We start from the raw sequence: 12,103 nt of genomic DNA on the forward strand, positions 1-12,103 counted from the left end.
ATCAAAATTCGTCATTTAATGTTTAACCATTTACTAATCCACCATCCACTGTGAAAATTTTCCCAGTGATATAACTTGCATAGTTAGAAGATAAAAATGTTGTTAGATACGCTACCTCTTTAGGATCCCCAATTCTTCCAAGTGGCACTAGTTCTAACATCCTTTTTAAAGTTTGTTGGTTCATGCCTTTTGTCATATCGGTTTGTATAAAACCAGGTGCAACGGCATTAACTCGAATGCCGAATTCACCGCCTTCTAATGCTAAGGTTTTGGTCAGAGAAATAACCCCTCCCTTTGAAGCAGAGTAATTACATTGCCCTCTTGCACCCGTTATTCCACTTGTCGACGTGATATTTACTATAGAACCTCTTTTCTGTCTCATCATTATTCTTAATGCTTGTCGACAACAAAGAAATGTTCCTTTTAAATTTAAATCAATCACATGGTCCCATTTTTCCTCGCTCATCATTGCAGCAAATCCATCATTTACTACTCCTGCATTATTTACTAGAATATCTATTCTTTTTTCTTTAGAACGTATGTGTTGAAACAATTTATGAATAGAATCTTCATTTGTGACATCCGCATGAATAGGAAATGCTTTTCCACCTTTTTCTTCTATAGTATTTACTATTTCATTTGCAGATTTTTGATTACTCTGAAACGTAAAGTAAACAATTATGCCCTGTTTGGCTAGGTCCATTGTTATTGCTTTACCAATTCCTCTTGATCCTCCGATAACTAATGCCACTTCATTTCCATTAAACATAGACCCGTTCCTCCTTAAATTCTTTTTCCATCATAGTAAGACTTCTTTTTAAATACATCGGTGTTTCTGTAGAGGATACAGATATGTTCTGTTTAAAGGAACGACATAACTTGGTTAAAGTATTTCCGGGACCTACTTCTATAAAGTGTTTTGTACCCTTATTCAATAAAGTGTAGATAGTGTCTTGCCACATAACTGGATCTACGCATTGTCTTTCTATATCTTGTAAAATATTGATCTTATCTGTAGTTGCTTTTCCTGAACAGTTTAAAACAATTGGAATTTGAGCACTTTTTAACTGAAATAAATTTAAATACTCTTTAAACTCAAGAACCATTTCTTCCATTAAACGCGAGTGAAATGCATGACTAGTTGAGAGTATTTTAGTTTTTATACCGTTTTTTTGATCTAATACCTTTTGAAATTTAAGAATACTCTTACTCTCACCAGAAAAAATAACCTGTGTAGGGGAATTATAGGCAGCAATATCAATTTCATATTGTTTAGATTCCTCTATAACTTCAAATAATGTTTGATATGTATTCGACACAACCCCTAACATGTATCCCTCTCTCTTTACATTACTCATCAGTTGACCACGCTTTCGAACAATGGATAGCGCATCCGAAAATTGTAAAGAACCTACTTCTACTAGGGCAGAGAATTGTCCTAAGCTATGACCGGCCACTTTAGATGGCCTTATACCGTTCAAATGTAAAAGTCTTGATATTCCTGTGCTTACCGTAAGAATAGCTGGTTGTGTAACACTTGTTTCTATTAATTTTTCACTTGGCCCATATAAACATAGTTGCTTTAAATCAAATCCAAGCGTATCATTTGCTTCCTCAAATAATGGGACAAATATATCTGGGTATTTATCTAAATACCCTTTACACATCCCTACTGATTGAGACCCTTGTCCTGGAAAAATAAATGTAATCATATGACACCCCCGCTATTTTCAAATTGAACCTTTTTTAAAATTTCTTCTGGTAATCTACTGATTAATTGATTATTCGACCGTGTTAAAACATGTTTTGAGAATCCTTCCGCTAACAAAACTCTGCATCTCTTGCGGAATAATTTATACACAAATTCTATATAAACTTTACTTTCATTCTTAAGATAGGTTTCTACAATTAAGTCATCTTGAAATCGAGCTGATTTTTTATAGGCACATCCTATATCGATTATTGGAAAATATAATTTTTCCTGTTTTAAATATTGGTTTATTCCAGTCATATCCAGTGTTTTAAACCTACCCAGCTCAAACCAATGAAAATAATGAGAATGGTGAGCAATTCCCATGGGATCGCATTCCCCAAAACGAACATTCACCTCATTTTTTACTATGTACACTTATTTCACCTACTTTTCATAAGAACGTCGAAATTTTTGTATGGCGATTGTTAAAAATAAAATTCCCATGCCAATTAATGCAGCTGATGGAATAAGCACAGAGGAGAACTCCTTGTTATATACTAATAAATCGTTAAATCCTCCCATTGCCCAGGCTGTAATCGTAATATGGGCTATGTTTTGCATCCATTCCGGCTCTATATAGAGCGGCCACCAAGATCCACCTAAAGCAGACATAGTTAACACGATTAAAATAGAAATACCATTTGCCTGTGATCTTGTTTGACATATAGAAGCTAATAAAATTGCCAGGCTTGAAGCAGCGAATGCAGTACATATTACTAGCAACATAATTCCTAATACACTTTTTCCAAGCCACATTCCAAATATAAAATGTCCTACGCTAAAAAGGACTGCACATTGAACAATTGCTGTTATAAAGCATGAGAGCATCTTTCCAAAAATGATTGATAATGTATTAATAGGTAAAGTAAGGATTTTTCTTAACGTTCCATTCTCTCTTTCTTCTACTAATGCACCTGCAGCTGCAGCAGTACCTAAGAGTACAAACATTACGGCATATCCTGGTACATTAGATTCAAATGGAGTAGGTTTATGTTCATTATCTGATGCTAATTCTTTAAACTCTACTTTCACATTTACTTCCATTTGGGCAGAGGCTTGTTTTACAATCTCTTTAGTCATATCTTTTTGTATTTCTGAAACAATTTGAGTTACAGCATTTGAAACAACACTTGGAATAATACGATCAACTTTATCTTCTATGATGATGACTTTAGCCTCTGTCCCTGAATAGACATTTTGTGTAAAATCCTTAGGGATAACGATTGCCGCTTTTTTAGTTTGAACTTCCTTTTTCGCTTGTTCTTCTGTATATGCTTTCTTTTTACCATTTAATTCATAAGTTTCTTCTAGCTCAAGAGCAGGTATTTTTTTTAACTCTTCAATAACCCTTTTAGAAAGTTCTCCACTATCATTTACTACTATAGGAATCTTGAATTTTTCTGTCTTACTATCAAAAACATTGGATAATGCAAAACTAGCAACTGCAATTACTATAATGGGTGTAATAAATAAATAGATTAGACCAGGAATATCCTTTAAAAGAATAAGCAGATCTTTCTTTGCTATATACCATGCTTTCATGTTTATCATCTCCTTTCATTTACGACCTTAAGTTTTTCCCCGTTAGATGTAAGAATACATTTTCTAAATTAGAGTTATTAACATTAAATAAATCGATTTTCAGATTATATTTTTGAATCAATTTCATAACTTCTCTTGTAACATTAAAGCTATCTACACATTGAATGATGATTTTTTTATCTACCAATGTGCAGGACTTCACATCTGGAATCATTTTTGTTTTATGTATAAATTCTTCTGGAATATTTGATATTACAATCTCTACATAATTTTTCCCATATTTTTTTATTAAATTTTTTGGGGTGTCAACATCTAATATTTCCCCCTTATCATAAATTGCTACACGATGGCATAACATCTCTGCCTCTTCCATATGATGAGTTGTATATATGACAGTAATCCCTAGCTCTTCTACAAGATGGCGTATGCAATTAAAAATATGGTTTCTTGATTGTGGATCAATCCCAACTGTTGGTTCATCTAAGAAAATAACTTTTGGCTTATTTAGCAAACCAACCACTAAATTAATTCTTCTTTTCATACCACCAGAAAATGTATCGATTCTTTTATTCGCCCAATCCTCAAGCTGTGCAAACTGCAATGCTTCTCTTATCCGCCTTTTTTTCCTTTTTCCCTTTAATCCGTATATATCGGCATAAAAAGCTAAGTTATCATATGCGGTTAAAGTCGGATATAGCGCTAAATCTTGAGGTACTACGCTCACATTTTTTTTAATCTTATTCCGTTCAGTATACAAATCGTAGCTACATACTGTGCCATACCCTTCATCTGGCAGGATAAGAGTAGATAAAATTGAAATAAGTGTTGTCTTCCCTGCTCCATTTGGTCCTAGTAATCCTATAATTTCACCTTTACGAATATCTAGATTTAAATTATTAATAACTGTATAATCTCCATATGATTTCTTAATGTTCCGAATGGAAATCATATTATTTATATCAGTCATATTGTTTCCTCCTCCATATTGCTAATACAATTTATTAAAAGTGCCTCTTCTTTATATCCATTAAAGCTTCAAGGTATTTATATCCGTACTTTGAGTCTGGTTCTAGGTATGTGCCTTCTGCCCACTCATTCCAAGCATTAATAAATAAAAAATCAGTATCCTTACTATGTTGTAGAAGATACTTCTTAAACTTATCGGGATTAGCTCCCTTCAAAATTAAAGCGCTTTCTTTTTTTCTTGGAGAGTTATCCCAATCTATAAAAGCCCCTTTATAAATGTTCTCACGTTCTTTAATTTGACGGCTTAATATTCTTTTCCATACAAAATCATAACTTAAATGAAAATCTTTTTTTTCTTGTTGAAGTGAATTTGTATTACCTATTAATTTTTTTAAAGTGTACATAGGTTCAAACTCTATGGCAGCATCAAAAGGAAAATCTGATTTATCTTCAAAAATCGTTAACATTTCTACAAAGTGTATTCCTAGAAGTCCCTCAGATTGAGCCCATACATTCCATAGACTCAACATTGTATTAAGGTTCGGTATAGAAGCTGGTCGGTAAATTACAAATATCGGTTTATCTTTAATAGTTAAATAGTTTTCTTTTTTAAAGAATGGCAAAAGATAATTAAAGTGTTCTTTCCAATCGGACTCATCCCCATACTCTTGTCGTATTAATACTTCTTGGTCTTTCCCATCCCAAGATCTTGTCCACGATTCATTTGCCCAACATAAGCAATATGGGAAATCGATCTCCTTACATTGATTTCTCAGTTCTACTGGTTTCTCTAGTAGTTTTTTCCCTTTGAACCAATAATGATAATAGCAAAAACCATCTAAACCGTACTCTTGTGCTAAGTTTATCTGCCACTTATGAACGTCTAAATTTAACAAGTTGTAATAATAATTCCCTAATGGAGCTCTAGGCTGATAGTGTCCCAGAAAACGTGGTTTTGCTTTTTTTACATTGGTCCATTCTGTAAAACCCTTCCCCCACCATAAATCGTTTTCAGGTATTTCATGAAATTGTGGTAAGTAAAAAGCAATAGCCTTCATTAGTAAGGACTTCCCCCCCTTCCCCATATGCAGTGACTCACTTATTAATTAAAAACAATTACACAATATAAAACTCTATCTTTTAACATGTAACTATTTAATCTGATGTTAAATCTTGTCACAAAATAAGGCAAAAAGACCTTAATTATTGTAATTTTCACACACGAAAAACTATATTTTTAGCTTTTTTTAGAAAACTATTCAAAAAACACTTTAAATCCATTTAATTATTGTATAGTTTTATATTATAGGAGGGGAAAAATATGTCGTTTTTTGGCGAAAAATTCACAAATTTATTGGTAAATTTAGATGTAGTAAGCCTAATTGGAAAAATAAAGCAATACCAAGGGAGATTGGAGGTCTATGAGAAGGAATTTCCTTGTACATTAGAAAAGTTGCAAAAATCTACTCAGCTTCAACATACCAAAGATTTTGTTGCAATGTATAAAAACTTAAAAATAACAAATAAAAGGTTGAAAGAATTAATTTCATATGATCTGTCGCCAAAAACAATGATTGAAGATGAAATATCTTGTTACGTTGATGCGCTATCACTCATTCATAATAACTATGAAAGGCTTACTATTGATCCAAACACAATCTTAGAAATACATTTTCAACTTTTTAAATATGCTACTTCGGACAGTGGAACGTGGAGAAAACAGGACATCTTACTTGAAGAACATACGCAACTTAATTTCTCATTTTATTGCTATCGTCCTTTAACGATTAAAGAAATCCCAGAAGCAGTAAAAGATTTATGTGAAGAATACAATTATTTATTAAATCAAAAAGAAATTGATCCACTACTTTTAATTTGTAATTTTGTACTTAATTTTATATGTATTTTTCCTTTTGAATCTGGAAATGGAAGAATGGTACGTCTACTTATATCTTTATTACTATTACAAAGTAAACATTCACTAGTGAAATATATTTCACTAGATAAAATAATTAAAAAATATGAGAGAGATTATTATGATGCCCTTTATAAATCTTCAGCAAATTGGCATTTTCAAGAACATAATGTATCCTTTATATTAAAATGTCTATTACATATTATTCTAGAAGCGTATAAAGAACTAGATGTACATATTACAAGTTACCAACTAAAAGGGAACAAAAGTTTTAAAATTAAAGAGTATATATTAAAACAAGAACTACCTTTTACAAAAGAAGCAATACGAATGGTATTTTCTGATGTTTCACCAAGCACGATTAATAAAGCATTTGCTTGTTTACAAGAAGAAAAATTAATTGAGCTAAAATCAAAAGGCCGTAATGCAGTTTGGATTAAAACGAAGATATAAATAATATCAAAAAATTATAGGGTGATTTTCAAGAACTAATGATTAATACATACATATAAATTTATTTTACATACACAATAGATATATTTACTTAATACATAAAGAGGTAATTTGTCGCTACATTATTTATACAATTATTTTTGTATTTTTCTATCTCTATACTTCCAAAAGTCTGATGGCAGACTTTATAGGAAGTATTACAGATAAAAACTAGATATTCAGATTTTATATCCTAAATAACATTTTAGCAATAGTAATGTATAGCATTTATTCCGTTCCACTCAAAACGTTATAATAAAAGGAAAAGAGAAAAATACCTAGATTCAGCTTTAATTCATTAAAAAATTCGATTTCACTTACGTAAGCGCTGATTAATTTTGTCTCTGATAGCAACTGCTATAAATTCTTCGATAGAGCTATTTGTTTCACTTGTAATTTCTTTCATATATTTGTATTCCTTACTTGTAAGTATGACAGACTTCGTTACTGTGTTACTATCCAAATATACACTTTGATTCATTCTTGGGACAATTATTCCCTTCTATATAGGGCGTTAACTCTTCGATCCATTCCATTTGAATTCCTGGTGGTAATGTAATTAATGATTGACGAATCTCAAAATACCAAAATGTCTCTTCTTCTGAAATTTGTATATTTCTTGGAGATACGTACTGCAATATATTATCGATTATGTGAAAAATATTGTTTCGTAATCGCTAAAATTTTGGAAAACGAAACTTAACAAACCTTTGATGATGGCTTCTAGGTTTATCCGATAATATATAAGCAGACTCATATCCTTCTTTTAATGCCTTACTAAGTGTCATATTAGTCCCAAATTCATCAAGCACTATAATATCACCACGTTTTGGAATAGAAATAACACGTGCCAATGTATTTCCCTTTACAAACTTTTGAAATAATACTACATTATGTTTCTGCGAAAATGTATATACAGGATTAGCTTGTTCTACTTGCTGAACAATTTCACGAATATCCTCCTTCACAGATTTCGTTTGTCGGTTACGATGTTCTATTAAAGAATAAACTAACTTTCCTTCCTCTATCCATTTTTCAAGTTGATTCTTACTAATATGGTACTCTTTACTTGCCTGGTATAAAGTAATACCCTCAATTTTACGTTCTTCGTTTACTTTCTCTACTTCTTCTCTACTAAATAAGAAACTTCCATCTAAACGCCATGTATCCTTATTGATTGGCGTTAGCTTTCCTTGCTTCATTAAATTATTAAAAATAAAGTAACTAATGTCTAAGTAACCTTTTACTTCATTTGTAGTCATAGTCATTTCATATACATATGAAGGTTTTTCAGATGAAGAGATATTGTACTACTACTTGAATCGACAAACACATTTTGACCAAGAAAAACGGAGTAAGGCTACATCAAGAACCCTATATGCACGTGATCTAAGTCAGTTTTATTTCTTTATTAAACAAAGTGCGGAATTTCTACAGAAAGATGGAAAAGATTATAAAGTTGGTCAAATCTGGAGAAACCTTAGAAAACGACGTATCCGTAATTATCAAAAATGGTTGTCACAGGAGGCCATCTCCTATCAATCTAAAAATAAATACAAGCCATCTACAATTAGTAGAAAACTTGGTGTTATTCGTTCCTACTTGAAATAGCTATATGAAATCCAATATATTCAGGACCCTCTACATGTTGAGATACTAAGTACAACTGTAAATAAACAACATAAACCTAAACGGGAGTTATCATATGAGGAAGTAAAACAGTTACTTCATTACTGCAAGGATAATGAATTCAATTACGCTTTATTGTCAGTCCTAGCTACTACAGGGTTACGTGTTGCAGAAGTCGCACATGCAAAGTGGGATGATCTTGAGTATGACGCTATACGAGGACGATACTATTTAAAGGTTGATACAAAGGGAGATAATGAGCGGATTGTTTCCATTAATAAGGAGATTTTTAATCGGATTGCCGCATTTCGAATGCGAAGAAGATTACCTATAGACATTGGGAATAGAAGTGGTGGGACAGTATTTCAAACTAAAAACCATACTGCTTATAGAGAGAATTATTTGTCACAATATATTTCTAAAATCATTAAGGATACTCAGCTACCCTTTACAGAGAATATGGGAATTACTCCCCACTTCTTTAGACGTTTTTATGTACAGTACTTATATGATTACAAAGGATTACCACCTCATATTATCGCAGCGGCAGTAGGTCATAAAGATGATCGGACTACGAAAGAAAATTATTTGAATCAGCGATTGACGAAAGATAATGATGCCGGTAATTTAATTTTGGAAGATGAATTTTAAATTGAACCTCTACTTTAATATTAAAACGGTTCAATAACATTACTTATAGTTATATATTTTTCACATAATTAAAATCGATTTATTGTCCATCTATTATTGTTAATCCACATAAATGATAAATGTCCATTAGTTATTCTCCAAATTTCCCTATAAATATGTTTTATTTTTAGCATGCCCTGTTATAAAATAATTAGAAAGATTCACACCAGAACTGTTCGTAAGTTAAAACTTTATTTTATTTATAAGTATTAATCTATTAGTTGTATATAATATATAATCCAATTTTTTTGTTCTAATCAAGATAGTTTCTGAGTGTTTGAATTTATTACCAATTTCTACTACTTTGGTAGTATTTTCTAACGTATTATTTTTATTAACCTCAATTATATCTTCTAATGGAATATTAACTGTTGCGCCTTGCCATGTAATGGCTATTTTTTCGATTGATTTTATAATTTCTATTTCTTTCATATTACTAGTAACTCCCTAATCTATTTGTGTTTATCTATATAATAGAGTATATATTTAGAATAGAAACCAGCCAATTTCATATATATTCACTCAGCCATTGTGTAAATAGGTAATTCTAGTACAAAGATTCTTAGGTTTAGTTACAACCTAGGGCTAATTTGCAAATTTTTTTGAATTGAATCTTCCAATAATCTAAATTATGATGATATTGTTTATAATATTTAATGCTATGAAAATACAAAAAATTCAGCAGAGCTCAGGCCCGGACAACATTTGGAGTTATGAAAATGAATTGAGGTGGCTTTAGCATTGCTTAAAACCCATAACTAATTATTTGTTAATAGCTAAAAAAATAATCTTATAGGTGAGGATCAATAGAAGTATCTTATAACAAATAAGTCCGTATGTGAAAAATAAAAAGGAACGGTGCTAATGCGAAATAAAACTAGATATCAGACATGGATTCGAATGAAAAAGCTGATTATGTATTAAACACACCCAAAGATATTTTGAATTTAATTTAACCAAGCTCGAGTCTAATAAAGAAATTTAGTTATAGGCTTAGCGAAAGAAATTCGGTTATTGTTGGTGCTAACTTTCTCGTGAACATTATGATTATTAGAGGTTTTTAATGTAGTTATGACTTTAAAATTCACAAAATTAATATAACGTTTCCTTTTTAATTCATAGTATATACTTAACTAAATATTAATGAAAAAAAGCCTCTTTTCTCGTTGAAAAGAGGCTTTTTACCGTATCATATTAAATTATTTGGGTACTAGTAATAGTAAGTAATGTACTGGGATACAATTTATTTACTACGCAATTAAGTATAACATGTATATATCATGAAAGGCTGTGTCAAATTTACGAATAAATATGAATTCTTACTATACGATTTTAGTTAAAAATGATAATACAATTAAAGATAACGTCTATTTGTTGTGTATCAATAAAACAACATTAACACAGGAATTCGTTTTGTTGTCATCTGAAGAAAACACTACAGCTTCAATACCTTTTACCAAAAATAATTCCGCATATCTACATAACAACGAAATATATTTTATAAATGGATTAGGAAATGTTATTACGTTTAATACACAGACACATACAGTAATTGCTAAGTTTAAGGTCGATTATAACGAAACTGATGGAGTTAGATATAATGAGCAAATATTCTACCAAGGAGATCAATTACATGTCTTAAGGTATGATAAAAATCGAAAATATAATTATTATATAGAAATTTATTCTTTGAAAAATGGTAAGCAAATCAAAGAAACTGAAATTAGTTACATGGAATAAATTATCAAATATGTATGGTGAGGGAAATCGATTCATGCTTATGATTTTAAAGTGTTAGATTAAAAAATTTAATAAGTAATCCAACAAGATTTCTTCGCCTATTGTACTTTCGTAAAGGATGGACGATAATCCCCTAATCAATTATAATTAGGGTGTTTTTTTATTAAACATTATGGTACGTGAAATTATACATTACCTTATTAAAATAGCCCCATAGATCTTACACCTATGAGAGCTATCTAAGGGTATTTAGACTTTCGACTCTATTCTATTTTAACAGAAGTTCTCCATACATGAGAAACATAATGAACCAAAAGCTGACGAGCATGACGAGAAATTCTTTAGACCCTCTCAAAAAGTTTAGGATCTTTTATAATATTTGTACCGTATTCATTTATTCTTCTAGAAAAAGTGAATATAGTCAATTACGTACATTATGGAAGACCTCCGTCAATCTAGCATTCATGAAATTGATCTAATGGATGCCAGACAATTCGAGGAATACTTAAGTTTTCTTTATCAATCCTTCGGGTACCGAGCAGAAGTTACAAAAAGTTCTGGTGATTTTAGAGCCTATTTAATTCTAACAAATAATAATGAAACGATTATTGTGCAAGCAAAGCGCTACTAAAGTTAAGTTAGCATCCAAGCGGTTCAAGAAATCGTCGCAGCAAAAGGCTACTATAGTGCTAATCAATGCCTGGTTGGTTACCAATAACTATTACACTAGGCCAGCACGTAAATTAGCTGACTCTAACGATGTTTTGCTTATAGACCGCGATTTTGCTAATTAAGCTAAGCACGCAAGTAAATCGTCAAAATGAACAGCAACCAACCAATTTAAAACGGAGTAGCTATTAAAAGCTGACTGCTCTTTTTGTTTAGAATGAATAAAATTCAATATTCCGTCAATAATATAGATACCCATTTCTTAACCTGAGTAGTTAGCTTTTGCTAGCTGCTCTTTTGTTGTTTATGCACCTTTCATTTTAAAATCATATATATTATTTTAAGGATATGAGTCATCTTTTAAGACACAAATTACACTCCGGAAAAGAGCACTGTTCGAAGGTGCTCTTTTTTATTTTGACGCACCCGAATATTTCTAAATATTAAACAAATACTATACACAGGCTATAAGCCAAAACTCATTTAAACCGTCCCAGTTTCTCTTCTCTGTATTGAGCAGTTAGCTTTTGCTAGCTGCTCCTTTTTCCATAAAATTCTTTCTCAACATTGGACGTATAGAATTAATAAGGTTCATTTAGTATTATATAAGTAATCTCAACGTAAACTTTACTATTAATTTTTTCTCAAAAGGGCCTACCCTCGCAACAGGCCCTAAAAAACTTCTACTACTAAAATTGTATTTTTAT

The 12,103-nt window shown here is 31.1% G+C and carries 9 protein-coding genes and 3 pseudogenes; 4 read left to right on the forward strand and 8 right to left on the reverse strand.

Annotated features, from left to right (window positions below; all coding sequences use genetic code 11):
* Window positions 1-22: 22 nt before the first annotated feature.
* Genes fabG through ACS2MN_RS28200 form a run of 6 tightly spaced genes read right to left on the reverse strand, consistent with a single transcriptional unit; the run spans window position 23 to window position 5,319 of the window.
* On the reverse strand, window positions 23-769 hold the full coding sequence (fabG, locus tag ACS2MN_RS28175) for a 3-oxoacyl-[acyl-carrier-protein] reductase (RefSeq protein ID WP_438894809.1): 747 nt from the start codon (window positions 767-769) through the stop codon (window positions 23-25).
* Entirely contained in the window at window positions 762-1,712 is a 951-nt protein-coding gene (locus tag ACS2MN_RS28180) for an ACP S-malonyltransferase (RefSeq protein WP_438894810.1), read from the reverse strand. The genes fabG and ACS2MN_RS28180 overlap by 8 nt, the downstream gene beginning before the upstream one ends.
* On the reverse strand, window positions 1,709-2,128 hold the full coding sequence (locus ACS2MN_RS28185) for an acyl-CoA thioesterase (RefSeq protein ID WP_438894811.1): 420 nt from the start codon (window positions 2,126-2,128) through the stop codon (window positions 1,709-1,711). Before ACS2MN_RS28185 ends, ACS2MN_RS28180 begins: the two co-directional genes overlap by 4 nt.
* Window positions 2,129-2,137: 9 nt before the next feature.
* Entirely contained in the window at window positions 2,138-3,295 is a 1,158-nt protein-coding gene (locus tag ACS2MN_RS28190; RefSeq protein WP_438894812.1) for an ABC transporter permease, read from the reverse strand.
* Window positions 3,296-3,314: 19 nt separating this feature from the next.
* Window positions 3,315-4,262 carry an ABC transporter ATP-binding protein gene (locus ACS2MN_RS28195; RefSeq protein ID WP_438894813.1) on the reverse strand — a complete coding sequence of 316 codons (948 nt, stop codon included), beginning with the start codon at window positions 4,260-4,262 and terminating at the stop codon, window positions 3,315-3,317.
* A gap of 34 nt (window positions 4,263-4,296) precedes the next feature.
* A complete protein-coding gene (locus ACS2MN_RS28200) occupies window positions 4,297-5,319 on the reverse strand; it encodes a glycosyltransferase WbsX family protein (protein ID WP_438894814.1) in 1,023 nt (340 codons plus the stop codon).
* A 263-nt stretch (window positions 5,320-5,582) separates the two neighbouring features.
* Here ACS2MN_RS28200 and ACS2MN_RS28205 point away from each other — a divergent pair, with 263 nt between their 5' ends.
* Window positions 5,583-6,629 carry a Fic family protein gene (locus ACS2MN_RS28205; protein WP_438894815.1) on the forward strand — a complete coding sequence of 349 codons (1,047 nt, stop codon included), beginning with the start codon at window positions 5,583-5,585 and terminating at the stop codon, window positions 6,627-6,629.
* A 352-nt stretch (window positions 6,630-6,981) separates the two neighbouring features.
* On the opposite strand, the pseudogene ACS2MN_RS28210 reads toward ACS2MN_RS28205, so the two are convergent.
* Window positions 6,982-7,936, reverse strand: a pseudogene (locus ACS2MN_RS28210) (DNA-binding protein).
* A 1-nt stretch (window position 7,937) separates the two neighbouring features.
* Between ACS2MN_RS28210 and ACS2MN_RS28215 the strand changes: the two are divergent.
* A pseudogene (locus ACS2MN_RS28215) lies at window positions 7,938-8,948 on the forward strand (tyrosine-type recombinase/integrase); the annotation flags it as partial.
* A 222-nt stretch (window positions 8,949-9,170) separates the two neighbouring features.
* Here ACS2MN_RS28215 and ACS2MN_RS28220 read toward each other — a convergent pair.
* Window positions 9,171-9,419 (reverse strand): SunI/YnzG family protein, encoded by a 249-nt coding sequence (locus ACS2MN_RS28220; RefSeq protein ID WP_346994950.1) that lies wholly within the window; start codon window positions 9,417-9,419, stop codon window positions 9,171-9,173.
* An 882-nt stretch (window positions 9,420-10,301) separates the two neighbouring features.
* Here ACS2MN_RS28220 and ACS2MN_RS28225 point away from each other — a divergent pair.
* A pseudogene (locus ACS2MN_RS28225) lies at window positions 10,302-10,748 on the forward strand (hypothetical protein); the annotation flags it as partial.
* Window positions 10,749-11,205: 457 nt separating this feature from the next.
* The gene (locus ACS2MN_RS28230) at window positions 11,206-11,358 is read left to right on the forward strand and encodes a restriction endonuclease (RefSeq protein ID WP_346994971.1); all 153 of its coding nucleotides are present in this window, start codon (window positions 11,206-11,208) and stop codon (window positions 11,356-11,358) included.
* Window positions 11,359-12,103 lie beyond the last annotated feature (745 nt).

This window comes from Bacillus cereus group sp. BceL062 (genome assembly GCF_051780025.1).
Classification (GTDB): domain Bacteria; phylum Bacillota; class Bacilli; order Bacillales; family Bacillaceae_G; genus Bacillus_A; species Bacillus_A toyonensis.

Coding starts and splice junctions, on each gene's coding strand:
- fabG (WP_438894809.1), bottom strand. CDS start 769: ATGTTTAATGGAAATGAAGTGGCATTAGTTATCGGAGGATCAAGAGGA.
- ACS2MN_RS28180 (WP_438894810.1), bottom strand. CDS start 1,712: ATGATTACATTTATTTTTCCAGGACAAGGGTCTCAATCAGTAGGGATG.
- ACS2MN_RS28190 (WP_438894812.1), bottom strand. CDS start 3,295: ATGAAAGCATGGTATATAGCAAAGAAAGATCTGCTTATTCTTTTAAAG.
- ACS2MN_RS28195 (WP_438894813.1), bottom strand. CDS start 4,262: ATGACTGATATAAATAATATGATTTCCATTCGGAACATTAAGAAATCA.
- ACS2MN_RS28200 (WP_438894814.1), bottom strand. CDS start 5,319: ATGAAGGCTATTGCTTTTTACTTACCACAATTTCATGAAATACCTGAA.
- ACS2MN_RS28205 (WP_438894815.1), top strand. CDS start 5,583: ATGTCGTTTTTTGGCGAAAAATTCACAAATTTATTGGTAAATTTAGAT.
- ACS2MN_RS28220 (WP_346994950.1), bottom strand. CDS start 9,419: ATGAAAGAAATAGAAATTATAAAATCAATCGAAAAAATAGCCATTACA.
- ACS2MN_RS28230 (WP_346994971.1), top strand. CDS start 11,206: ATGGATGCCAGACAATTCGAGGAATACTTAAGTTTTCTTTATCAATCC.